This is a genomic window from Solwaraspora sp. WMMA2101, assembly GCF_049179175.1.
Lineage (GTDB): Bacteria > Actinomycetota > Actinomycetes > Mycobacteriales > Micromonosporaceae > Micromonospora_E.
Map to the genome: position 1 here is coordinate 2,808,266 of NZ_JBMHMA010000006.1, position 22,579 is coordinate 2,830,844.

At 72.9% G+C, this 22,579-nt stretch carries 21 protein-coding genes and 1 pseudogene; 10 read left to right on the forward strand and 12 right to left on the reverse strand.

Going from position 1 to position 22,579, the window contains the following annotated elements:
* The first annotated feature begins 1 nt into the window (after nt 1).
* On the forward strand, nt 2-985 hold the full coding sequence (locus ACN28F_RS13560) for an ABC transporter ATP-binding protein (RefSeq protein WP_289208312.1): 984 nt from the start codon (nt 2-4) through the stop codon (nt 983-985).
* A gap of 24 nt (nt 986-1,009) precedes the next feature.
* On the opposite strand, the gene ACN28F_RS13565 is transcribed toward ACN28F_RS13560, so the two are convergent.
* The 6 genes from ACN28F_RS13565 to folP all read right to left on the reverse strand — a co-directional run bounded on the left by ACN28F_RS13565 (nt 1,010) and on the right by folP (nt 5,390).
* Entirely contained in the window at nt 1,010-1,330 is a 321-nt protein-coding gene (locus ACN28F_RS13565) for a hypothetical protein (RefSeq protein WP_282225144.1), read from the reverse strand.
* Between the two features lie 74 nt (nt 1,331-1,404).
* Complete coding sequence (locus tag ACN28F_RS13570; RefSeq protein ID WP_421358036.1) at nt 1,405-2,853, reverse strand: ABC transporter permease; 1,449 nt, start codon at nt 2,851-2,853, stop codon at nt 1,405-1,407.
* 210 nt (nt 2,854-3,063) lie between these two features.
* Nucleotides 3,064-3,531: a DUF3180 domain-containing protein gene (locus tag ACN28F_RS13575; RefSeq protein ID WP_289208314.1), complete on the reverse strand. Its 468-nt coding sequence runs from the start codon at nt 3,529-3,531 to the stop codon at nt 3,064-3,066.
* Between the two features lie 85 nt (nt 3,532-3,616).
* Nucleotides 3,617-4,144, reverse strand: coding sequence for a 2-amino-4-hydroxy-6-hydroxymethyldihydropteridine diphosphokinase (gene folK, locus ACN28F_RS13580; RefSeq protein ID WP_289208315.1), 528 nt, complete (start codon nt 4,142-4,144; stop codon nt 3,617-3,619).
* A complete protein-coding gene (gene folB / locus ACN28F_RS13585; protein WP_289208316.1) occupies nt 4,141-4,503 on the reverse strand; it encodes a dihydroneopterin aldolase in 363 nt (120 codons plus the stop codon). The genes folK and folB overlap by 4 nt, the downstream gene beginning before the upstream one ends.
* Nucleotides 4,500-5,390 (reverse strand): dihydropteroate synthase, encoded by an 891-nt coding sequence (folP, locus tag ACN28F_RS13590; protein ID WP_421361392.1) that lies wholly within the window; start codon nt 5,388-5,390, stop codon nt 4,500-4,502. The genes folB and folP overlap by 4 nt, the downstream gene beginning before the upstream one ends.
* Before the next feature lie 366 nt (nt 5,391-5,756).
* Between folP and ACN28F_RS13595 the strand changes: the two genes are divergently transcribed.
* Both ACN28F_RS13595 and ACN28F_RS13600 read left to right on the forward strand, forming a co-directional pair.
* Nucleotides 5,757-6,080, forward strand: coding sequence for a hypothetical protein (locus ACN28F_RS13595; protein WP_289208318.1), 324 nt, complete (start codon nt 5,757-5,759; stop codon nt 6,078-6,080).
* 15 nt (nt 6,081-6,095) lie between these two features.
* Nucleotides 6,096-6,458 carry a hypothetical protein gene (locus ACN28F_RS13600; RefSeq protein ID WP_289208319.1) on the forward strand — a complete coding sequence of 121 codons (363 nt, stop codon included), beginning with the start codon at nt 6,096-6,098 and terminating at the stop codon, nt 6,456-6,458.
* A 147-nt stretch (nt 6,459-6,605) separates the two neighbouring features.
* Here ACN28F_RS13600 and ACN28F_RS13605 read toward each other — a convergent pair whose 3' ends face one another.
* Nucleotides 6,606-7,121 carry a hypothetical protein gene (locus tag ACN28F_RS13605; protein ID WP_421358039.1) on the reverse strand — a complete coding sequence of 172 codons (516 nt, stop codon included), beginning with the start codon at nt 7,119-7,121 and terminating at the stop codon, nt 6,606-6,608.
* Between the two features lie 26 nt (nt 7,122-7,147).
* Here ACN28F_RS13605 and ACN28F_RS13610 point away from each other — a divergent pair.
* The 5 genes and pseudogenes from ACN28F_RS13610 to ACN28F_RS13630 form a co-directional block, all read left to right on the forward strand.
* A pseudogene (locus tag ACN28F_RS13610) lies at nt 7,148-10,194 on the forward strand (ATP-binding protein); the annotation flags it as partial.
* A 1-nt stretch (nt 10,195) separates the two neighbouring features.
* A complete protein-coding gene (locus ACN28F_RS13615; protein ID WP_289208321.1) occupies nt 10,196-12,124 on the forward strand; it encodes an MFS transporter in 1,929 nt (642 codons plus the stop codon).
* Between the two features lie 6 nt (nt 12,125-12,130).
* Nucleotides 12,131-12,679 (forward strand): hypothetical protein, encoded by a 549-nt coding sequence (locus ACN28F_RS13620; RefSeq protein WP_289208322.1) that lies wholly within the window; start codon nt 12,131-12,133, stop codon nt 12,677-12,679.
* On the forward strand, nt 12,676-13,803 hold the full coding sequence (locus ACN28F_RS13625; protein WP_289208323.1) for a M23 family metallopeptidase: 1,128 nt from the start codon (nt 12,676-12,678) through the stop codon (nt 13,801-13,803). The genes ACN28F_RS13620 and ACN28F_RS13625 overlap by 4 nt, the downstream gene beginning before the upstream one ends.
* 21 nt (nt 13,804-13,824) lie before the next feature.
* Nucleotides 13,825-14,427 carry a hypothetical protein gene (locus ACN28F_RS13630; RefSeq protein WP_289208324.1) on the forward strand — a complete coding sequence of 201 codons (603 nt, stop codon included), beginning with the start codon at nt 13,825-13,827 and terminating at the stop codon, nt 14,425-14,427.
* A 13-nt stretch (nt 14,428-14,440) separates the two neighbouring features.
* Here ACN28F_RS13630 and ACN28F_RS13635 read toward each other — a convergent pair whose 3' ends face one another.
* On the reverse strand, nt 14,441-14,992 hold the full coding sequence (locus tag ACN28F_RS13635) for a hypothetical protein (RefSeq protein ID WP_421358042.1): 552 nt from the start codon (nt 14,990-14,992) through the stop codon (nt 14,441-14,443).
* 216 nt (nt 14,993-15,208) lie between these two features.
* On the opposite strand from ACN28F_RS13635, the gene ACN28F_RS13640 reads away from it, so the two are divergent.
* Nucleotides 15,209-18,010, forward strand: a complete 2,802-nt coding sequence (locus ACN28F_RS13640) for a cell division protein FtsK (RefSeq protein WP_421358044.1) — start codon at nt 15,209-15,211, stop codon at nt 18,008-18,010.
* On the forward strand, nt 18,007-18,636 hold the full coding sequence (locus ACN28F_RS13645; RefSeq protein WP_289208327.1) for a hypothetical protein: 630 nt from the start codon (nt 18,007-18,009) through the stop codon (nt 18,634-18,636). The genes ACN28F_RS13640 and ACN28F_RS13645 overlap by 4 nt, the downstream gene beginning before the upstream one ends.
* A 25-nt stretch (nt 18,637-18,661) precedes the next feature.
* Here the strand turns inward: ACN28F_RS13645 and folE are convergent, their stop codons facing one another.
* From folE to ACN28F_RS13665, 4 genes are all read right to left on the reverse strand, one after another.
* Entirely contained in the window at nt 18,662-19,288 is a 627-nt protein-coding gene (gene folE / locus ACN28F_RS13650; RefSeq protein WP_289208328.1) for a GTP cyclohydrolase I FolE, read from the reverse strand.
* A 50-nt stretch (nt 19,289-19,338) separates the two neighbouring features.
* The gene (gene ftsH, locus ACN28F_RS13655; RefSeq protein ID WP_289208329.1) at nt 19,339-21,354 is read right to left on the reverse strand and encodes an ATP-dependent zinc metalloprotease FtsH; all 2,016 of its coding nucleotides are present in this window, start codon (nt 21,352-21,354) and stop codon (nt 19,339-19,341) included.
* A gap of 348 nt (nt 21,355-21,702) precedes the next feature.
* A complete protein-coding gene (hpt, locus tag ACN28F_RS13660) occupies nt 21,703-22,275 on the reverse strand; it encodes a hypoxanthine phosphoribosyltransferase (protein ID WP_289208330.1) in 573 nt (190 codons plus the stop codon).
* 71 nt (nt 22,276-22,346) lie between these two features.
* The gene (locus ACN28F_RS13665; RefSeq protein ID WP_289208331.1) at nt 22,347-22,475 is read right to left on the reverse strand and encodes a hypothetical protein; all 129 of its coding nucleotides are present in this window, start codon (nt 22,473-22,475) and stop codon (nt 22,347-22,349) included.
* Nucleotides 22,476-22,579 lie beyond the last annotated feature (104 nt).

The window sequence follows — 22,579 nt, forward strand, 5'->3', positions numbered from 1 at the left end:
GGTGGACGGTACCGCGCGGGACGCCGGTGGCGCGGCGGCGATCACGTTGACCGGCATCGGCAAACAGTTTCCGGACGGCACCCGCGCCGTACGCGACCTGTCGCTGCGCATCCCCGCTGGCGAACTGGTGGTGCTGATCGGGCCGTCCGGCTGCGGCAAGTCGACCGTCCTGCGCATGATCAACCGGCTGATCGAGCCGACCAGTGGCCGGATCCTGCTCGGCGACGAGGACGTCACCGGGGTCGACCCGGTGCGGTTGCGCCGGCGGATCGGTTACGTCATCCAGCACGTCGGACTCTTCCCGCACCAGACGATCCGGGCCAACGTCGCCACCGTGCCCCGGCTGCTCGGCTGGCCCCGCGACCAGATCCGCCGCCGCGCCGACGAACTGCTCGACCTGGTCGGGCTGGAGCCGGGCCGGTACGCGAAGCGGTACCCGCACGAGTTGTCCGGTGGGCAGCGTCAACGGGTCGGCGTGGCCCGCGCCCTCGCCGCCGACCCGGTCGTCCTGCTGATGGACGAGCCCTTCTCCGCAGTCGACCCGATCGTGCGCGGCCGGCTGCAGGAGGAGTTCCTGCGGTTGCAGGCCGAGGTCCGCAAGACGATCGTGCTGGTCACCCACGACCTCGACGAGGCGGTCCGGCTCGGCGACCGGATCGCCGTGCTGTCCGAGGGCGGCCACCTGGAGCAGTACGCCGACCCCACCACCCTGCTCGGTCAGCCGGCCACCGGGTTCGTCCGGGAGTTCGTCGGCGCGGACCGGGCGATCCGCCGCCTCGCGGTCACCCCGGTCGACCGGGACCTGCTGGAGCCGGAGTCGGAGCTACCGGACCTGGCCGGGCTGCCCACCCTGACGCTGGGCGTCTCCCGCTACGACGCGCTGGCCCGGCTGCTCGCCGACGGGACCGAGCACGGGCGGGTCGTCGACGCCGCCGGGGATCCGGTCGGCGTGGTCAGCCGCCGCCGGCTGCTGGACGCCGGCTGACGGGCGGGTACCGGCTGGCGGGGCTCAGTCGCGGTGACCGTCGTGCAGCAGGTAGTCGATGAACGCCGCGCGCAGCAGCGGCTCGGACTCGCCGTACTCGTGGCCGGTGAACTCCCGCCACATCGCCACCGCGTCGTCGACGGTCGGGCCGATCGAGTTCGGTGCGCCGTCCAGCTCGCTGGCGTCGTCGGCCCGCGACAACCGCTTGGTGATCGACCAGAAGAAGCCGAGGTCCTTGCGCTCGCGGGCCAGGTCGAAGGCCCGTTCCCGCAGCTGCTCGGTGGAGAGCACGTCGAGTTCGGCGAAGGTCGGCACAGCGCGCCCCGGGGCCGGCGATTCGGTCATACGCCGAGCCTAACCCGACCGTCGCGGGCCCGGGCGGGTCGGCAGCGGGTCGGCCACCGCCGCACTGGCCGGCCTCACCCCCAGTGGTTGCCGGTGTCCCAGCGTTCCCGGGCCCGGGCCGGCTGCGCCGGCAGCGTCGCCGACCACGAGTCCTGGGTGACGGCCGGCGTCCAGGACTGCGGCGGTGGCTCGACCCACTCGTCCTCCTCCTCCGGCGGCGGTTCGGCGTCCTCGACCTCCTGCCGGACGCGGGGCCGTCCGAAGGTCTCCACCAGCCGGGTCACCACGAGCCCGACCGCCAGGGTGACGGCAGCGGTGGCGTACAACGCGATGTCCAGCTGGCGAAGGTCGGCGTACCGGATGAAGATCGTCAGGCCGACCACCGCGAACACGGCGCCGAAGATCCCGCCGCGCCGGCCGAAGACGCTGGTGCCGCCGAGCAGCGCGGCGCCGATCGCGAGCGCGCTCCACTCCAGCCCGACCGACGGGCTGACCGGCCCGCCGCCGACCGCGGCCAGCAGCACGCCGCCGCCGACCGCCAGACCCATCGAGACCACCAGCGCCCCGCTGGTGACCATGGCGGCGGTCGCGCCACGCCGCAACGCCGGATCGGCGACCGGGCGGAACCGTCCGACACCCCGGCGTACCGGTTTGACGGTGCCGAGGATCCCGCCGAGCACGGCCACCGCCACGAACCCACCGAACAGGAAGACTGCCTGGCCGGTCGGGTCGAACGCACCCTGCAGGTCGACCGGCGCGGCGCGTTGCTGGATGAACACGACCGCGACGCAGGCGGCGACGAGACTGCCGGCCCAGCCGGGCATCTGCAGACCGGTCACCAGCACGGCCGTGAGCACGCCGAGCACCACCGCCCAGATGCCGGCGGTGACCAGCACCGGCAGCACGCCGTTGTCGCCGTTCTCGGCGAAGTGCAGCGCGGCCGCGATGGCCACCGGCCCGATGGCGAGATTCGGTGCCCCGGCACGCAGGCTCACCCCGGCGGCCAGTACGAGCAGGCCGAGCCCGGTGGCGTAGACCAGCAGCGGATCCCGGGCCGCCGCCCCGGTGACCGTCGGATCCTCCTGGTAGAGCAGGTAGCCGAGCCCACCGACCACGGCCAGCAGGATCGTCTCCCAGACGACGTGCACGGCGAGCCGGTCGCGGCCCGGCTCGCCGTGCCGTGGATCGTCGAAGACGTCGTCGAGCCCGGGGGCCGGGCGGCGGTGGCCGGACCGCCGACCCGCCGACCGCCTGCCGCCACCACGGGTCCGGCCGGTGGTCGTGGTGGCGGTGCCGGCACCCGCGTCGGTGACGGCCCCCGCCGTGGTGAACGAACTCGTCTGATAGCCGGAGGCGGTACGGTTGCCGGGGTCGCCGTAGCCGGGGTCGCCGGAGTAGCCGTGGCCGGGATCGCCGTGGCCGGGATCGCCGTGGCCGGGATCGCCGTGGCCGGGATCGCCGTGGCCGCCCGGTTCCGGTACGCCCGCGCTCCGCCGGCGATAAGGCGAGTCGTCGTACGCCATACCGCGTCTCCTCTGCCGTGCCCGTCCACCACCGTCGGTCGGGACTACGACGGCAGGTGGACCTGGTCGTTCGATCGACCAGTGCGGCAGGCGCGGTGGCGCGTCGAGCGGTACCGGTCGCTGGCACCGTACCCGCGACCGGGTACGGCCGTCACCCCCCGTGTGCGCAGGCGGCCACCGGGACCGCTGCGGGCGACAGCCGGCGGCGGGTCAGCCGACGGGCGGTTGCGGGGCGTCGGAGTCCTCCGGCTGGTCCGGCACCCGGCAGGCGCGTTCGAGCCAGACAGCGGCCGCCACCAGCGCGAGCGACGCGGCGAGGCCACTGACGGCCGCGGGCAGATCGTTGTCCGCCGCCCGGGTCTGCTGGATGAACAGCCAGAGCACCAGCCCCGCGTAGAAGCCGGCGAAGATCGCCCCGGCGAGAGCCGAGGCCTTGGCCAGCACCACGAACCTGGCGACCAGCAGGGGGTTGACCGGATCCTGGCCCGGCCGGCGGTCGATGCGGGCCCGGGTGTTGACCGCCGCGTACGCCTCGAGCACCGCCAGAGCCGCCAGCGTCACGGAGGGTAACCACGGAAAGACCGGCATCCGTACGTACCAGGTGCTGATCACCCACCAGCCGACGGCGGCCGCCGCCAACGCCGCCACCACGAGCGTCGAGGCCCGCGTGGGTTCCATCCGTGGCTCGTCCGGACCCCGGCCACGCGGGCTGACCCCGGGCCCGGTCACGGCAGCACCGGCACAGCGATCGACAGACGCACCTTCACTGTGCCGACTCTAGCGGCAGATCCGGGCGCGGGCGCAGATCGCGCAGGTCACTCGCGACAGGTTCCCGACCGAGCAGGTCCGTCAACCAGCCGTGTCCCGGCAGCTGCCCGTACGGCGTGATGTCGATCCACGGGCGCAGCACGAAGGCCCGCAGATGGGCCCGGGGATGCGGCAGGACCAGCTCGGGGTCGTCGCTGTGCACCGGGGCGCCGTCGGCGGCCCAGACGGCGACGACGTCCACGTCGAGGCTGCGGGGGCCGTACGGCCGGTCGGCGTCGCGCACCCGCCCGGCGGCCTGCTCCAGGGCCCGGCAGCGGGCCAGCCAGTCGACGGCGGTGGCGTCCGGGTCGGCGACGAGGGCGACGGCGTTGAGGTAGTCCGGCTGCGCCGGGTCACCCCACGGCGGGTTCTCGTACACCCCCGACACCACCAGCAGTACGTCGTCGAGCGCCCGGACCGCGTCGCGCAGCCGCGCGTACCGGTCGCCGAGGTTGCTGCCCAGGGCGAGCACCGCCCGGGTCACGCCCGGCTCCGGGTGAGGGTGACCGCGACGTCGGCGAACTCGTGCGGGATCGGTGCCTGCGGTTTGTGGACGGTGACCGTCGCGGTCCGGACCCGGCGGTCGGCCAGGCAGACGGTCGCCAGCCGGTCGGCCAACGTCTCGATCAGGTTGACCGGCTCGCCGGCCACGACGGCGACGAGCTGGCCGGCGAGGTCCCCGTAGTGCACGGTCTGCTCGACCTGGTCGGTCCGGGCCGCCGGGGCGAGGTCCAGTTCGAGTACGACGTCCACGACGAAGTCCTGGCCGGCCGCCCGCTCCTGCGGGTAGACGCCGTGCCGGCCACGGGCCCGCAGCCCGGTGAGCTGGATCCGGTCAGTCATCGTCGGCTCCCGTGATCGGTTCCGTGGGTCGGCTGGCGATGGTCGGGCCGGTGGCTCGCGACGGTCGTCGGCTGTGGGAGGCCGACGGTGAGCGTGGGGCGACCGCTGGCCTGCCAGACGGCGAGTGCGTCGACGGTGTCCCGGACATCGTGGACGCGGACCCCCCAGGCACCGGCGGCGACGGCCAGCAGGCTGGTCGCGGTGGTCGCGGCGGCCCGCTGGTCCACCGGGCGGGGCGTGCCGTCCGGATCGGCGAGCAGCCGCCCCAGGTAGGACTTGCGGCTGGCGGCGAAGAGCAGCGGGTAGCCGAGGCTGAGTAACTCACCCAGGTGCACGGTCAGCTGCCAGTTGTGTTCCGGACGTTTGGCGAAGCCGAGGCCGGGGTCGACGACGATCCGCTCGGCGGCCACTCCGGCGGCGAGCGCGGCGTCGACCCGCGCGGCGAGTTCCGTGCGGACCTCGGCGACCACGTCGCGGTAGTCGGCCAGATCCTGCATCCGGTCGGAGTGGCCCCGCCAGTGCATCAGGATCCACTGGCAGCCGGCGGCCGCGACCACGGCGCCCATCGCCGGGTCGGCCAGGCCACCGGAGACGTCGTTGACCACGCTCACCCCGGCGGCGAGCGCGGCGTCGGCCACCCGGGCCCGGGTGGTGTCGATGCTCATCGGTACGCCGGCGGCGGCCAGCTCGCGGATGACCGGCAGCACCCGGGCCACCTCGGTCTCCGGGTCGACCCGCTGTGCTCCGGGGCGGGTGGACTCGCCGCCGACGTCGACCAGGTCCGCGCCGTCGCGGTGCAGCCGGACCCCGTGCGCGACGGCGGCGTCGAGGTCGGCGTACCGCCCGCCGTCGGAGAAGGAGTCGGGCGTGACGTTCAGGACGCCCATCACGACCGGCCGGGTCGGGCGTAGTAGATCTGTCACGGGTAGACGGTACCGGCGCACTTCGTGGCCGGACGCGACCGGGCGCGGTGGGTACCCTCGAATCAGACAACGGTCACGGGCGGCGCTGTCGGTCTGGTTCCACGCAGCTTGTACCAGACAAGGGTGGCCCGTACGCTTTGCAGTTGCCGGGGGCCAGTGGGGGCGAAGGTTGAGAAGAAGGGCCGAAGTTGGACAAAGTGCCCAAAAGTCGTCACCGTACGCGGTGACCGTCGGACACAGGGTCGACATCCGCGGCTCGACCCACGACGCCCACAAGGTGTGACAACTGCAGTGCCCCGGCTCTGCCGGCCGCACACCGGGGAGGTTCCCATGATCGAAACGACGCTCGTCGCAGCGGTCCACGCCAGCGTGGTCTCCGCCATCGACACGCTGTCGCTGCTCGCCGCGCCCACCGGCGAGCCGGACACGCCGACCGGTTTCAACACCGAGGGCGTCGTCTCCTTCCTCGCCAGCAAGGTCGCCCCGATCCTGCTGGCCGTACTGGGCGTGATCTTCATCGGGCGGGCCAGCAAGGGTGAGATCTCCAAGGTGCTGACCAGCTCCGCGATCGCGATCGTCGGCCTGGCCTTCATCGCCGGAGCCGCGACCCTGTTCTTCGTCGGCGACTACCTCATCAACCTGATGTTCGAATAGAGCGCGGAGCACGAGATGCGGCTGCGCACCGACGACGACATCTACCGGGCCCGGTTGGTCTACCTGGGCCCGCCTGGCTACACGCTGCCGGTCCACCTGCCGTACGCCCAGTACGGGGTCTTCATCCTACTTGTTCCGTTCTACATGTTCGTCCACTGGGCGTTCACCCTCAACGTGGAACTCTTCCCCGCCTGGGAGATCGCGCTCGCGATCGTCACCACCTCCTTCATCTTCCGGTACGTCGACCCGGACCGGCCGGCCCGGATGGTCGTGCGCACCGCCCTCACCGACTGGCGCCGGACCCGGGAACCGGCGACCGAGCAGCGGGACCCACGCCTGATCGCCAGCCACATCAGGATCCGGGAGGAGTTGGCATGACCTGCACCGGCATCCGGACGCCGGCCCGCACCCACTCCGGCAGCCACGCGTGCGAGGCGATGGCATGAGTCGATCATTCCCGCCGGGCGGCCCCCGCCCGGCAGGTCAGCCGGCCGGCAACGGCGGTAACGGTAAGCGATCACACGACTACCGCGACCCCGACGTGGACGAGGCGGCCGAGACCGAGCTCGTCACCAGCCCTAGCCACGGCGCGGTCGCGGTCTTCCAGACCCCGTCGGCGACCCGCGGCCCCCGCGCCGGCCGTACCGCCGCCGGCCCGGCCGCCACGCCGACCTCGCCGCACCACCCGGTACCGCCCCCTCGGGCCTCCGGTGTCACCGACCACGGCGACATCGACTCGCCCTTCCTCGACCTGTTCTCCGGCACCACTCCCACCACCCAGCGGCACCGGCCGGCGATCCAGCCCCCGAACCGGCCCACCGCCATCGAACCGCCGACCCGGCCCGCCGCCATCGAGCCTCCCGCGCGCCCCGCCGAGATCCCACCGCCGGCCCCACCCCGCGCCACCGCACCGCCGGCCCGCTCCGGGCCCACCCAGACCCCGCCGGCCCGCTCCGGGCCCACCCAGACCCCGCCGGCCCGCTCCGGGCCCACCGGACCCCCGCCGGACCAGATCGGCACCGCGCTGACCGGCCCCACCACCGATCACCCCGATCCGGCGACCCGACGGCGCAGCGCGGCACCACCGCCCCGTACCGCAGCAGAGGCCGCCGCCCCGACGGAGCTGGCGGCCCCGGCACCGCACGGGCCCGGCACCGCCCCGGCGGACCGCGCGGGCCACCCGTACCCCGACGCACGCCCCGCACCGACGGCACGGACGACGCCGCCGGACCGCCCGGCACCACGGACCCGGACCTCGCCGGACCAGGTCGCGCCCGGCGACGTCCCCGGCCCGCCGGCGGCCGGCCGGGACACCGCCGGCCGGCCCGATCCCACCGTCGGCCCGCCCGCCGGCCGAAGCGGCCGGGACGCCCCCGTCGCCGGCCCGACGGCCGACAGCACCGCTGCCCGGACGGCCGACGACACCGCCGACCCCGCAGCCGGTGCCGGTGTCGCGCCGGCCACCACCGGTGGCAGACGACCACGGCGGCGACCCAAGGCCGAGACCTCCCGGTCCGACAAACCGATCAAGCCGGTCCCGGTACGCCCCCCGAAGGTCAAGTTCACCGACCGCGACCCCGCCGCCGAACTCGCGATCACCGAGATCGCCGGCCACCTGACCTTCACCCCGAACACCGTCACCGCCTGGTACTGGCTTCCGGAGGTGCGCTGGGCCTTCCGGCCCGACGCCGAACGGGAGGTGCTGCTGTCGGCGATCTCCGAGCAGTACGCCGGACTCGCCGGCTTCCGGCTGCACCTGCGCCGCACCACCCGACCGTTCCCCGCCGACGAATGGGCCCGGACCATCGACGGGCTCACCGCCCACCCGCTGGCCGCCGTCGACGGAGCCGCGTCCTGGGCCGACCACCTGGTCGCCGCCCAACGACACCTGATGTCGGTCAACCACGCCGAAGGCCAGACCTACCTGGGCATCACCTTCGCCCGGCGGTCGCTCGGCGACTCGCTGTCCGAACGGGTGCTGCGGTTGTTCGGCCGGGGCGTCGCCGAGAGCGAACGCCGCCGGCTCGGCCGGATGGTCGACCAGTTCGACGAGGTCCTCGGTGCCTTCGGGATGCGCGGCCGGCGGGTCACCGCCGGCGAACTCGAATGGCTGCTCTACCGGTCGGTCGCCCTGTGCATGACCCCACCGACGATGCTGTCGCCGGTGCGCGACGGCAACTGGGACCGTGGCGACCTGCTCGCCCTCACCGAACAGATCGAGCGCTACCGCACCCCGTACGGCTCGACGCTCAAGCTGGTCAACCGGATGTCCGGCGAGGAACGCCACGTCGCCGTGCTGGCCGTGGGCCGGATGGAACCGCTGGAGATCCCCGAACGGCACGAGCCGTGGATGCACTTCCACGAGCGGCTGCCCTGGCCGATGGAGATCTCCTCCCGGATCGACCTGCTCGGCCCCACCGACTCGTTCCGCAACCTGGAACACCGGCTCCGCATGATCCGGTCGCAGCAGCTCGACTACGCCGAACACGGCATCGACGCCCCGCCGGAGCTCGAGCGCCTGGCGAAACGGGCGCTCAACATCGGCGACGAGATGACCACCGGACTGCCCGTCGAGTCCGCCCGGGCACACGGCTGGCACCGCATCGCGGTCGGCGGCCGCACCCGGGAGGAGTGCCTGGAACGCGCCCGCCGGCTCATCCAGCTCTACTCCCGCGAGATGCGGATCTCGCTGCAGCACCCGAAGAACCAGGACTGGCTGGCCCGCGAGTTCATCCCCGGCGAACCGGTGGCCAACACCGGCTACATCCGACGGATGCCGGTGAAGCTGCTCGCCGCCGCGCTGCCGCAGGCGGCGTCCACCGTCGGCGACCGCCGTGGCGACCTGATCGGCCGGACCGCCGGCACCTGCCGCCGACCCGTCTTCCTCGACCTGCACTTTCCGATGGAGGTCCGGGAACGGTCCGGGCTCGCCGTCTTCGTCGCCGAACCCGGCGGTGGCAAGTCGACCCTGCTCGGTGCCCTCGGATACCTGGCCGCCCGCCGGGGCGTGCAGGTGACGCTGCTCGACCCGTCCGGGCCGCTCGCCCGGCTCTGCGCCATGCCGGAGCTGCGGCCGTACTCGCGGGTGCTCAACCTGACCGGCTCCGAACAGGGCACGTTGGCGCCGTACTCGCTGATCCCGACCCCGATCCGGGCGGAGTTCGCGACCGGCGCCGCCGGCGACCGCGAGTACGAGATCGCCGTCTCCAACGCCCGGGCCGAACGTCGGATGCTCGTCCAGGACATCTGCATGATGCTGGTGCCGCCGCAGGTGGCCCGGGAATCCTCGACCGCCACCCTGCTGCGGCACGCGGTCCGGCAGGTCCCCGCCGAGGAGACCTCGACCCTCGACGACGTCGTCGCCTGCCTCAACGGCATCGACGAGGACGGCCGGGAGCTGGCGAACCTGCTGCTGGACACCGCCGAGATGCCGTTGGCGCTGCTGTTCTTCGGCTCCCCGTCGCCCGGGCTGCTCGGCGCCGACGCCGCGCTGACCGTGATCACCATGGCCGGGCTGCGGCTGCCGGACCTGAAGATCGAACGCGAGTACTGGTCGGCGGAGGAGGCCCTGGCGCTGCCGATGCTGCACACCGCGCACCGGCTCGCCGTCCGGCGCTGCTACGGCGGCTCGATGTCGTCGCGCAAACTGGTCGGCCTCGACGAGGCGCACTTCATGGAGGGCTGGCGCTCCGGCCGGTCCTTCCTGGTCCGACTCGCCAGAGACTCCCGCAAGTGGAACCTCGCGGCGCTGGTCTCCTCACAGAACCCGAAGGACATCCTCGGCCTCGACGTGCAGAACCTGGTCTCCACCGTCTTCGTCGGACGCATCGCCGAGGACGAGGAGATCGCCGCCGAGGCGCTACGCCTGCTGCGGGTCCCGGTCGACGACGGTTACGAAGCGACCCTCGCCTCGTTGTCCAGCGTAGACAGCTCGTCGGCGGCCCGCCTCGGCTTCCGTGAGTTCATCATGCGCGACGTGGACGGCCGGGTGCAGAAGGTCCGGGTCGACGTGTCATACGTGGACGGCCTGCTCGACCATCTGGACACCACGCCCGGCACGCCGCAGTCGGCACCGGCAGGACTGCCATCAGCGCTCAGCGACCTGGAGGTGTGACGTGGCGAGGACCGCGACCCGGTGCACCGCACTACTGCTCGCCGTCCTGATCACCGCCGTGGCGAGCGTCTCCTGGCCGGTCCTGGGTGCCGGATCCGCCGCACAGGCCGCCCCGATCGCCCCGATCGCCCAACTGCCGGCCCAGGATCCGACGAACCTGTGCCCGGTGGAGGCGTGGCAGGCCGACTTCCGGGCCTGCCTCGACCGGCTGGAGGACGTCGGTTCCGCCCGCGCCCAGTGTCTGAAGCCACCGGCCCCGAGCGCTCCCGACTCCGGCTTCGGCGGCTGGTTCGCCACCCAGCCGGAGCAGACCGAGGGCGCGGGCGGGCTGTACATGAACTACGGATACGCCGGCTACCGGTTCCCCACCTACGACCTCGACGGCGGCTGCGCCTCCAGCGTGACCAACGTCGACGTCAGCGCGTTCAACGGCCTCGCCAACTTCGAGATGATGGTGGCCACGGCGATCATCGGCGCCTCGAACGCGATCCGCGAACGCGCCTGGGATCCGGGCACCATGTACGCCTGGGCCGACCCTCTGGTGGAGCAGGCCACCACCGCCATCTACGAGGAGGTCTTCACCGTCTTCGGCCTGATCACGCTCTGCGTGGTCGGCCTCTACCTGATCTGGCGGTCCCGGCAGTCCGACATGAGCAACATGATCACCACTGCTGGCTGGGCGGTCCTGATCATGGTGGTGGTGACGGCGATCGCCGCCTGGCCGGTGCGCTCGGCCAACCTCGCCGACGGCGCCCTGACCAGCACGCTCGGCGTCGTGCACGAAGCGGTCGGCCCCCGCGCCGTCGAGATTCCGGCCGAGGACTGCCCGGAGGCAGACGCGCAGCGCTGCGCCGACCAGCGCCCGCCGGCCGTGCGGGCCAGCGACACCATCACCTCGTCAATGGTCTACCGCAACTGGCTGCGGGGGGTGCTCGGGTCGGCGGACAGCCCGACGGCCCAGAAGTACGGCTTCGCGCTGTACGACGCCCAGGCCTTCACCTGGGCCGAGATCGAGGCGATCCGGGCCGACCCGGCGCGACGCGACGCCATCATCGCGGCCAAGAACCAGCAGTGGATGAAGGTGGCCGAGCAGATCCGGACCGAGGATCCGGAGGCGTACGAGCACCTGCAGGGCATCCGCGAGATGGACCGGGTCGGTACCGGCCTGATCGCGATCTTCGCTGCGGTCATGTTCGCCATGTTCGACCTGGCGGCGTCGCTGCTCGTGCTGCTGGGCTTCCTGCTCTTCCGCTGGGTGGTGGTCGCGGCGCCGATCCTCGGCACCATCGGGCTGCTGCGCCCGGCCGGGGCCGGGATGCGCCGGCTCGGCAACGCGGTCGTCGCCGCGATCTTCAACATCGCGATCTTCGGTACCGGCGCGGCCGTGTACCTCTTCGCCGTCGATCTGATCATGAGTACGCCGACCCTGCCGGGCTGGCTGCAGGTGGTGCTGATCTGGCTCTGCGGCATGGTCGGCTGGCTGTTGCTGCGCCCGTACCGGCGGATCACCGAACTGGGCGGTCGCGGCGGCGCCGGTGGCGGCAACTCCTGGCACCTGCGCTACTTCCGGGAGACCCGGGAGACCCGCGAGCCGGAACAGGTCGTGGTCCGTACCAAGGGCAGTGACCGTAGCACGGTGGTCAAGCAGTCCACCGTACGACCGGAGGCCCGCCTGGAGGATCCGGCCGCCGACAAGCCACGCACCGACAGCACCGCCGCCCCGGTGCGGGAACGCCCGGACGGTCGCGAATCGGCCCCGGAACCGTCGCCGGAGCGCTCGACGGCCCCGGCGGCCAGACCGCGCCGCACTCCGACCTGGACGGCTCCCGACGTGCCGGCCGAGCAGCAGCAGTACGCCGTCTACCGGCCGGGCAGCGCGCCGAAGAGCACCGAGGCGCCGAAGCCACGGATCCGTACCGAGGCGCGGTGACCCCGGATGCGCGCCGTCATCGCCTTCCTGACCCGGTTCCTCTTCCGGTCCCGGGTCGGGCTGGCGATCCTGCTGCTCGTCGTCGTGGTCAGCGTGATCGGGGTCGGGCAGGTGGTCGGTCCCGGTGACGGTGCCGTCCGGCCGCCGTTGGGCAACCCCGGTCCACAACCGGCGCTGACCATCGACCCGACCGCCGGTGACGACGGCATCCAGTCGGTCGCCCCGCCGCCCGACCCGGTGACCAGTCCGGGCGCGCCGGAGCCGCAGACCGTCGCGATGGACTTCGCGACCGAATGGATCCGGCGCGATCTCGCCCCGGAGCAGTGGCACCGGGGGCTGCGCCCGTACGTCACCGCCGAGCTCGCCGACAAGCTGGTCGGAGTGGACCCGGTGGTGGTGCCGGCGGAGCGGTTGACCGGGGAGCCCGCCGTCGTGCCGTACGCGACGAATCTGGTCGAGGTGGTGATCGACGTGGACTCCGGCCTGCTGCGGCTGCGGCTGACCGGCCCGGACGGGATCTGGTTGGTCGACGGGGTGGACTGGGAGCGGGGATGAGCGACGCCGAACCCAGTCTCCGGTCGCGGGCCGGCCGGCACGTCGCCCTCACCGTGGCGCTGACCGCGACGATGGTGCTGCTCTGCTGCACCGGCGGGATCGGCGCCGTGCTGTTCAGCGAGGACGCCGACCAGTCGACCCTGTTCAGCACGTTCGGCTGCGGCCGGGAGGGGCCGGTCGACCCCGACCGTGCGCCCCGGATCGGGCCGTACGGGCCGGACCAGATCGCCAACGCGGTGGTGATCATCAACGTCGGTGCCGAAATGTCGGTCCCGCCGCGCGGCTGGGTGATCGCGGTCGCCACCGCCATGCAGGAGTCCGCCCTGCGCAACCTGGGGAATCTGGGGTCCCGCAACGATCACGACTCGCTCGGGCTGTTCCAGCAGCGGCCGAGTCAGGGCTGGGGCACCCCCGAGCAGTTGCAGGACCCGGCGTACTCGTCCGGGAAGTTCTACGACAAGCTGCTCACCATCGACGGCTGGGAGACGATGGCGTTGACCGTCGCCGCGCAGCGCGTACAGGTCAGCGCCTTCCCGGACGCCTACGCCAAGCACGAACCCCTCGCCACCCGGATCGTCAACGTCCTCACCGACGGCGCGGCCCGCGCGGTGAGCGGGCCCGACGGGCTCCGCTGCGCCGCCGACGGGGAGATCGCCGCCTCGGGGTGGACCAGGCCGGTGCCGGGCAACGTCGGCTCCGGGTTCCGCACCAATGCCCGGCCGGGACACAACGGGGTGGACATCGCCCAGCCCAAGGGGGTGCTGATCCGGGCCGCGGCGGCAGGCCGGGTGATCGTCTCGCGGTGCGACCCGGACCAGTACGGCCGCCTCAACTGCGACGTCGACGGCTCCACCGACACGGGCGGCTGCGGCTGGTTCGTGGACATCCTGCACGCCGACCAGGTGATCACGAGATACTGTCACATGGTGCAACGGCCGGACGTCGCCACCGGAGACCTGGTCGACGCCGGGCAGGTGATCGGCAAGGTCGGCTCCAGCGGCAACTCGTCCGGACCGCACCTGCACTTCGAGGTGCACATCGACGGCGACCGGAGCCGACGCGGCGCGGTCGACCCGGTGCCCTTCATGCGGGAGCGGGGCGCGCCACTGGGTGAGAGCGGCTGATCGACCGGGCGGGAGGACACGATGACCCGGGAACCGATGCCGGATCCCTTCGCCGACCAACCCGACTGGGCGCCCCGACCACCCCGGCCACTGGCCCTGGTGCCGGCCGCCGCCGAGCCGGAACTGCGCGGTCGGCGGGTGCTGATCGGGCTGCCCGGCACCGGTTGGCGCGGCGATCTGCGCGGCGACGAGAAGGTCGTCCAGCGCAGCCGCACCTACGTGCCGGTGCTACCGGAACAGGAGTGGTACCGGGCGGAGTCCGAGGGCGTCGAGGTGTTCGCGCCGCTGGTGCCGGCGGACCGGGTCTGGGTCGAGCGGCCGGACGAGCGGCTGACCGCCCCGCCGCGCGACGACGTCCTGTCGCGGCTGGTCTCGTTGGACGCCCCGGCGGCCCGCTTCCCGGTGCCTGCGGTCGACGCCGGCCCGCTCGCCGGCCGCCGCATCGTGCACATGGACGACGGCACGGAACGCCGGGATCTACGCGCGGTCACCGAGCTGCACACCGGCGCCGACGGCGACATCTGTGTCCGGGCCAGCACCGAGCTGGCGTGGTACCGCTGGGTCTGGACCGGGCAGCCGCCGGAGACCATCGAACTGCCGGTGCATCTGGTCTGGGTCGAGTGACGCGTCGCCGCGCTCACGTCAACCGCTCGACCTGGCAGACCCGCCAGCCGTCCTCGTCCACCGTGGTGATCCGCCAACGGTCGGTCAGCCGGGTGATCAACCCGCCGGTCGGCAGCCTCCGTTCCACCTCCACGGTCAGCACCGCCCGGTCCTGTCCCGAGGACTCGGTGGTCAACTGCCCGATCGTCATCGCCGACAGGGTGCCCTGACGCTGCTCCCACTCGACGGTGTCGGTGCGGTAGGCGGTCAGCGGCGCGATCGACGGTTGCTCGCAGAGATGCAGATCGGCCACGACATCGTCGCGCTGCAACAGGTACGCGTCGAGGAAGCTCAGCGCCGCCGTCTCCGGCGTGCTGCGGTCGGGGGTGGTGACGTTGGCGTAGAGCACGAAGGCGACGCCGACCCCGCCCATGCAGAGCAGGGCGAGGGCACCGGCGACCAGGACCACCACGAGGCGGAGCCGGCGACCGGGCGGGACCACCACCGGGGGGGTTACGCCCGGAGCGGTCCGCTGCCGGGGCACCCAGCCCCGGCGTACGGGGGTCGCCGGTCGCGTCTGCTCCACCCTTCGACAGTATCCGTCGACAACGTGAGACTGAATAGCGGAGCGGCGTCCTCATTGGTCACATATCCGGCGAAGCACCCCGACGAGTGCCGATCAATCGTGAAACATCGGTTGCCGCCGACCGGCTCCCAGATCGCTGGGATACCGTCTCAGGTCTGGACTCGACCGGCACCCGCCAGATCGGGTTGGCGAACAAGCAGTAGGCAGGTGGTCGAGATGGGCATTGACCTGGACCGCGCCGCCGCGCTGCACCGCTCGGCTGCCGCCGGCGTCGCCGCCCTGACGCTGACCGGCCACCACCCGGCAGCCGGCACCGACCGGCCCGGCGTCGACCGTGACGGCGTCGACCGTGACGGCGCTGACCGTGCTGGCGCCGACCGCAACGGCGTCGACCCGGGCACGAGCCAGCACGAGATCGCCGAACAGTTACGCAGCCTCGCCGCCCGGCTGGCCCCCGGCTGGTGGGGCGCGCCGCTGGACGCGCAGACCCCGGCCCTGCCGCTCGGCGACGTGGACCAGGCCGGGCACGTCCGGATCGGGATCGCCCAGCCGCTCGACGACGCCCGCTTCCCGGTCGTCGTACCGCTGCTGGGCACCGGGCACCTGGCCGTCGACGGCGACGTCCGGGACAGACGGGTGGCCGGACTGCTCCGGGCGCTGGTGCTCCGGCTGCTGGCCGCCGTACCGCAGCGCCGCCTGACGGTACGGGCGGTGGACGGCATCGCGACAGTGCCCGGCGGCGTACTGGCCCCGTTCGGGGCGCTGATCGACGCTGGCGTACTGCGCCCGGCGGCGACCCAGACCGCCGGGCTGCGATCCGTGCTGGCCGAGGCGGAACAGTGGATCCGTCCGGCCCGACCGACCGTCGCCCGGCACCATCGGCACGGCCGGTTCATGGTCCTGGTGATCGCGTCACTGCCCGAGGACACCGAGGGCGTCGATCTCGACCGGATCGCCCGGCTCGCCCAGGCCGGCCCCGAACACGGTCTGCACCTGGTGGTCGCGGGTTGGCCGCCGCCGCCGTTGAGCCTCGAGCAGACCCGCGCCGACCTGCCCCGCAGCACCACGGTCCGGCTGCGCAATCCGCACGTGCTGGTCGGCGACCCGCCAGGCGAGGCCTTCGGCGATCCCGCGTCGGCCGGGCCCGGCCGGCCGGGCGGGTTGGCCGTACCGGTGTACCTCGACGCGGACCCACCGCACCACCTCGTCGACCGGGTCAGCGCCGAACTGGCGGCGGCCGGTCCCCCGGCCCGCCCGACGCTCACCGAACTCCTGCCCGACCCGGCCACGGGGTGCTGGACCGAGTCGGCGGCCGACGGGCTGGTGGTCGTCGCCGGTTTCGACGGCCACCGCCAGGTGCCGCTGGGCCTCACCGACGTCACCCCCCACTGGCTGGTCGCCGGCGAGGCCGGTGCCGGAGTGGCCGAGTTCCTGGTCGACGTCCTGTACGGGCTCGCCGTCCGGTACCCGCCGGACGAGCTGACCGTCCATCTGGTGGACCTGTCGCCCGGGGAGTCCTTCGCCGGCGTCATGTCCGCCGCAGCCGAGCCGGGCGGGCCACCGCAGGCCGGGCCGGCCGGGTCACCGCAGGCCGGGCCGGCCGGGTCACCGCAGGCCGGGCCGGCCGGGTCACCGCAGGCCGGGCCGGCCTGGTTGCCGCACGTCGCGTCGGTCGGCGTCGAGGCCGACCCGGAGTACGGACTGTCGGTGCTGCGGCTGCTCGCCGCCGAGGTGGAGCGGCGCACCTGGCTCGCCGGCCGCAGCGGCTCCAGCCGGTTCGCCGACCTCGCCGCACACGCCCGGATCGGCCGAGTCCTCTGCGTGATCAAGGATCCGGGGCCCCTGCTCGACCGCTCCAGCGACACCGCCGCCGACGCCGTCGACCTGCTGGACCGGATCGCCCGGGGCGGCCGCGGCTGCGGCGTCCACCTGGTGCTGGCCGACTCGACGGGCGGCCGACCGGCCGACGACACCGACAGCGGGACGGCCGGGCCAGCCGAGCCGGCCGCCGGTGCGCCCTGGTGGCAGGACGACACGCTGCGCGGCCACTTCCCCGTACGGGTGGCGCTGCCCGGCGGTGACTGGCTGCTGGAGCCGGACAACGACGCGGCGGCCGGCCTGCCGCTGGGCAGCGCGGTGGTGAACACCGCCGGTGGTCTCGGCGGGCCCCGGGGTGCCACCCGGGGCCACGAGCGGACCGTCGCCTTCCCGGACCCGTACGCGGACCGGCCGGAGCTGGCCCGGCTACGCCGGCAACTCTGGTCCCGGGCCGACCCGCAGGCCAGTCCGCCGCAGGTGTTCGCCGGGTACGCCGAACCGATGTCGGCGGCGGGCGCGTCGAAACCTGGCGACGGCACCGGGCCGCCGGTGTGCCGGCTCGGTCGGGCGGTGGAGCTGCCGGAGCGGGCAGCCGAGTTCCGGTTCGAACGCGCCCCCGGGCGGCACCTGGCCATCTTCGGTTCCCGTACGCGGACGGCCAAACTACTGGCCACGGCGGTCACTAGCCTCGCCGGGCAGCACGAGCCGGGCACCGGCCGGCTGATCCTCGTGTCGTTCGGCGAACATGACCGGCCGCAGCTCGACAACCTCGCCGCCGCCGTCGACGGTCGGCTGACGACGGAGATCGTCGATCTGGACGTGCTGCGGACGCTCGGCGACACGTCCGGACCCGCCTACCTGATCATCGCGACGGCCGACGTACTCGAACTCGGTGGGCCGGCCGCCGCCCGGCTGCGCAACCTGCTGGATTCCGGACCGGCGCGCGGGGTCCACCTGCTCTCCTGCTGGGAACGGGTGGACCCGTTCGTGGCGTTCCTCGGGCCGAGCCCGGAACTGATCGCCGGCATCGTGCTGCTCGACCTGCCGGTGGCCGCAGACACCGGCGGCCCGGACCGGCTGCCGCCGTGGCGTCCCCGGGACCGTCGTGGCCTGCTGTACGACGCCCAGACCGACCGGCGCACGGTCTTCGTGCCGTACGGCCGGGGCACGGTGTCCGACCACGGGGAGGTGCCGTCGTGACCGCGCCCGCCGACTGGGCGGAGTACGCCGCGACCGTCCGGCGACTCGCCCGGCTGCGCCAGGCCCCGGCGGTACCGCCGCCGGGGGCGGCTCCCGGTGCGCCGGGGGCATCGTCGGCCATCACGGACCGGCTGGCGGCGCAGCGGCACCAGCTGATCGCGTTCGGCGTACCGCCGGGGGCCCTGGACCCGGCGGCGGAGGAGGTGGCCGCGACGCGGGCCGCGCTCGAGTCGGGTGGTGCCTCCGCCCGCCAGGCCACGGTGGCGCGGACCGTGGCCGCGCTGGACGGGGCGGCGGCCGCACTGGCCGGGCCGGCACCGACCGGCGGCGGTAGCCCGGCGTGGCTGCGCAACCTGCTGGTGTACGGGCCGTTCGCGATGATCGTCGTGGTGATCCAGATCGCGTTGTTCGCCGCCGCCGGCGACCAGGTGCCGCTGCGCTACGTGCTCGGCTGCGGGGTGGTGATGCCGGCGGTGGCGTTCGGTCTCGGCTGGCTGGCCGTCGGGTTCGTCTACGCCGGCCCTGGTCGGCAGGTGGACCGTACGCCGGTGGCCGGCCTCGCCGTCTGCTCCGCTCCGCTGCTGCTGGCGCTCGTCCTCGCGGCCGTCGTCGCCCTGCTGCGGTGACGACCCGGGCGCTGTCGTACCAGGCTCAGCTGTGGATGATCAGGCTCATCGCTTCGGCCCGGGACTTGGCGTCCCGCTGGAACACGCCACGGACGGCGGAGGTGATCGTCCGGGCTCCGGCCTTCTGGATGCCGCGCATGGCCATGCACATGTGCTCGCACTCCAGTACGGCGACCACGCCACGCGGCTCCAACCGGGCCATCAGCGTGTCGGCGATCTGGGCGGTCAACCGTTCCTGGACCTGCAGCCGCCGCGCGTAGACCTCGACCAGCCGGGCCAGCTTCGACAGCCCGGTGATCCGCCCGGTGGTGCCGGGGATGTAGCCGATGTGCGCCACGCCCCGGAACGGCAGCATGTGGTGCTCGCACAGCGACATGACCTCGATGTCGCGGACCAGGACTAGCTCGTCGTGGTCGGCCTCGAAGGTCGTGGTGAGCACCTGGCCGGCGTCGGCCCGCAGTCCGGCCAGCAGTTCGGCGTAGGCGCGGGCGACCCGCCCCGGCGTCTGGCGTAACCCGTCGCGGTCCGGGTCCTCGCCGACGGCGATCAGGATCTCCCGTACGGCGCGTTCGATGCGGCCCAGGTCGACGGAGCGTTCGATCGGGGTGCCGTTGAGTTTGCCGTTGATCAGGCGGGCGGCGAGATAGTCCAACGCGTCGTCGTCCGGTTCGGTCGACGACGCGTTGGACGGTGTCGGGCTGCTCAGGGGGTGCCGTCCGAGTTGGCGGACATGCCGGTGCCGAAGATGGCCTGGGCACCGTCCTCGGCGGCCTGCCGGCCGAGGTTCTCCTTCTCGGCCGGGGTCAGCACCGGCGGCTCGGTCGACGGCTGCCGCTTGCCGAAGCCGTTGAACGGGGCCATCGGCGGACGCTTGACCACCCGCTCGCAGATCCGGGCCATGTCGGCGGTGGAGAGGGTCTCCTTCTCCATCAGCTCCAGCACCATGTTGTCGAGCACGTCGCGGTACTCGACGAGGATCTCCCACGCCTCGTCGTGGGCCAGCTCGATCAGCGCCCGGACCTCGCCGTCGATCTCCGCGGCGACGGTGTCGGAGTAGTCCCGCTCGTGGCCCATGGTGCGGCCGAGGAACGGCTCGTCGCCGTTGGTGCCGTACTTGACCGCGCCGAGTTTGGCGCTCATGCCGTACTGGGTGACCATGGCCCGGGCCAGCGCGCTGGCCTTCTCGATGTCGTTGCCGGCACCGGTGGTGGGCTCGTGGAAGACCAGCTCCTCGGCGGCCCGGCCACCGAGGGCGTACGCCAGGGTGTCGATCATCTCGGCACGGGTCTGGGTGTACTTGTCCTCGGTCGGCAGCACCAGGGTGTGGCCCAGCGACCGGCCACGGGACAGGATCGTCACCTTGTGCACCGGGGCGGCGTGCGGCAACGCCCAGGCGACCAGGGCGTGCCCGCCCTCGTGGTACGCGGTGATCTTCTTTTCCTTGTCGCCCATCACCCGGGTCCGCCGCTGCGGGCCGGCAACCACCCGGTCGATCGACTCCTCCAGGGCCTCGTTGCTGATCGCCCGGGCGTCCTGCCGGGCGGTCAGCAGCGCCGCCTCGTTGATCACGTTGGCCAGGTCGGCGCCGCTGAAGCCGGGGGTCCGGCGGGCGACCGCGTCCAGGTCGACGTCGGGCGCGAACGGCTTGCCCCGGGCGTGCACCCGCAGGATCGCCTTGCGGCCCTCCATGTCGGGGGCGTCGACCGGGATCTGCCGGTCGAACCGGCCGGGCCGCAGCAGCGCCGGGTCGAGGATGTCGGGCCGGTTGGTGGCGGCGATCAGGATCACGCCGCCCTTGGTGTCGAAGCCGTCCATCTCGACCAGCAGCTGGTTGAGGGTCTGTTCCCGCTCGTCGTGGCCGCCGCCCATGCCGGCACCCCGGTGCCGGCCGACCGCGTCGATCTCGTCGACGAAGACGATCGCCGGTGCGTTCGCCTTGGCCTGCTCGAACAGGTCACGGACCCGGCTGGCGCCGACGCCGACGAACATCTCGACGAAGTCGGAACCGGAGATCGAGTAGAACGGCACCCCGGCCTCGCCGGCGACCGCGCGGGCCAGCAGGGTCTTACCGGTACCGGGTGGGCCGAACAGCAGTACGCCCTTGGGGATCTTGGCACCGAGGGCCTGGTACTTCGCGGGGTTCTGCAGGAAGTCCTTGATCTCCTGCAGCTCCTCGACCGCCTCCTCGGAGCCGGCGACGTCGGCGAAGGTCGTCTTCGGGGTGTCCTTGGTGATCACCTTCGCCTTGGACTTGCCGAAGTTGAGCACCCGCGAGCCGCCGCCCTGCATCTGCGACATGAACAGCAGCAGCAGGATCACCAGAATGGCGATGGGCAGCAGGTTGACCAGCAGCGTGATGAAGATGCTGTCCGACGAGACCTCGGCCTCGGCCGGGCCGGTGATCCGGCCGGCCTCCTTGGCCGCCAGCACGTCGGTCCAGATCTCGCCGCCGACCTCGTACGGGAACTGTGCCTCGATCCGGTCGGTCTCGGTCTCGCCGAACTGCTCCGGCTCGGCCAGGTCGAGCCGGATCGTCTGCTCCCGGTCCTGGAATATCGCCTTGTCGATGCCGCCCTGCTCCAGCCGCTCCAGCGCCACCGAGGTGTCCACCTTGTGGTAGCTGGGGCCGTTGGTGAAGAACGAGCTGAGCGCAATCGCACCGATGATCACCAGGATGATCCAGACCACCGGCCGGCGGAAGAAACGCGTACGTTCCATACGTATGTCGAGCGCCGCGGCGCCCGGACCCTCCTGATCGACGTTCTGACCGTCTGGTTAGCGACCCCGAGGCGCCACCCGCACGCCACGGTCATTCGACGGTACACCGTGGTGGCGCGGCGCGTGTCCGCGCGCCCGGTCGGTCGGTCGGCGTGGGCCTGTCGACTGGCCGGTACGGTGGCTTCCGCCCCGCCGGTACGGGTGTTCGCCCGCACCATCAGACACCGTAGCGCTGTTTTCTGGAAGTGGCCTGGACGTCCCGGCGAGTTTCCCGGACGGAAGACCCGGCGACAGCTGGTACGCGGCTACCGGCCGCCCACGGCGACCATCGGCCGCGCACCGGTACGGCTACCGGGCGTACACCTCGGGCTTGAGCACCCCGACGTAGGGCAACTCCCGGTAACGCTCGGCGAAGTCGAGGCCGTAGCCCACCACGAACTCGGTCGGGATGTCGAAACCGACGTACCGCACCGGGACCGGCACCTTGACCGCCTCCGGCTTGCGGAACAGCGCGACCACCTCGACGCTGGCCGCCGACCGGGACTCCAGGTACTTCAGCAGCCAGGACAGGGTCAGGCCGGAGTCGATGATGTCCTCGACCACCAGTACGTGCCGGCCGGCGATGTCGCGCTCCAGATCCTTGAGGATCCGCACCACGCCGGACGAGGTGGTGCCCTGCCCGTAGGAGGAGACTGCCATGAACTCCAGCTCCACGGGTGGGCCCTGCCGGCCGAGCGCCCGGGCGAAGTCGGCCATGAACATGACCGCGCCCTTGAGCACGCAGACCAGCAGCAGCCCGCCCGGCACGTCGGCGTGGTCGGTGGCGACCTGCTTGGCGAGTTCCGCCGTCTTCTCGCGGATCTCGTCCTCCGTGATGATCACGTGGTCGATGTCGGCGTCGTACCAGGAGCCGTCAGCCATGCCCCTAAGCCTGCCGCATCCGGCTCACCGACCGGCAGCCGGGCCGGCCGTGACGATGATCGCCCACCCGGTCACCAAGAGCGCCGCTCGCCCTGGTGGCTCGGCCGCCAGTCGGCCGAGTCACGGCTGTCGTGGGTCAGGCCCGCCGCCGAGGCGGCGGCCAGCAACGCGATGATCGTCGTGACAATGAACAGTTCCATGGCGGCGTCACCTTCTGATGGTGTTCGACAGGTCTGCCGCCGGTGCGCACCGGACGTCTGTGACCAGTCTGCGACCGCCCGCCCCGGGCCGACAGTGGCAGGAA

Bases quoted from the DNA above. Each gene is read 5' to 3' on its own strand.
- ACN28F_RS13565 (WP_282225144.1), bottom strand. From the start codon at position 1,330: ATGACCGAATCGCCGGCCCCGGGGCGCGCTGTGCCGACCTTCGCCGAA.
- ACN28F_RS13570 (WP_421358036.1), bottom strand. From the start codon at position 2,853: ATGGCGTACGACGACTCGCCTTATCGCCGGCGGAGCGCGGGCGTACCG.
- ACN28F_RS13575 (WP_289208314.1), bottom strand. From the start codon at position 3,531: ATGGAACCCACGCGGGCCTCGACGCTCGTGGTGGCGGCGTTGGCGGCG.
- folB (WP_289208316.1), bottom strand. From the start codon at position 4,503: ATGACTGACCGGATCCAGCTCACCGGGCTGCGGGCCCGTGGCCGGCAC.
- folP (WP_421361392.1), bottom strand. From the start codon at position 5,390: ATGGGCGTCCTGAACGTCACGCCCGACTCCTTCTCCGACGGCGGGCGG.
- ACN28F_RS13595 (WP_289208318.1), top strand. From the start codon at position 5,757: ATGATCGAAACGACGCTCGTCGCAGCGGTCCACGCCAGCGTGGTCTCC.
- ACN28F_RS13600 (WP_289208319.1), top strand. From the start codon at position 6,096: ATGCGGCTGCGCACCGACGACGACATCTACCGGGCCCGGTTGGTCTAC.
- ACN28F_RS13620 (WP_289208322.1), top strand. From the start codon at position 12,131: ATGCGCGCCGTCATCGCCTTCCTGACCCGGTTCCTCTTCCGGTCCCGG.
- ACN28F_RS13625 (WP_289208323.1), top strand. From the start codon at position 12,676: ATGAGCGACGCCGAACCCAGTCTCCGGTCGCGGGCCGGCCGGCACGTC.
- ACN28F_RS13630 (WP_289208324.1), top strand. From the start codon at position 13,825: ATGACCCGGGAACCGATGCCGGATCCCTTCGCCGACCAACCCGACTGG.
- ACN28F_RS13640 (WP_421358044.1), top strand. From the start codon at position 15,209: ATGGGCATTGACCTGGACCGCGCCGCCGCGCTGCACCGCTCGGCTGCC.
- ftsH (WP_289208329.1), bottom strand. From the start codon at position 21,354: ATGGAACGTACGCGTTTCTTCCGCCGGCCGGTGGTCTGGATCATCCTG.
- hpt (WP_289208330.1), bottom strand. From the start codon at position 22,275: ATGGCTGACGGCTCCTGGTACGACGCCGACATCGACCACGTGATCATC.
- ACN28F_RS13665 (WP_289208331.1), bottom strand. From the start codon at position 22,475: ATGGAACTGTTCATTGTCACGACGATCATCGCGTTGCTGGCCGCCGCC.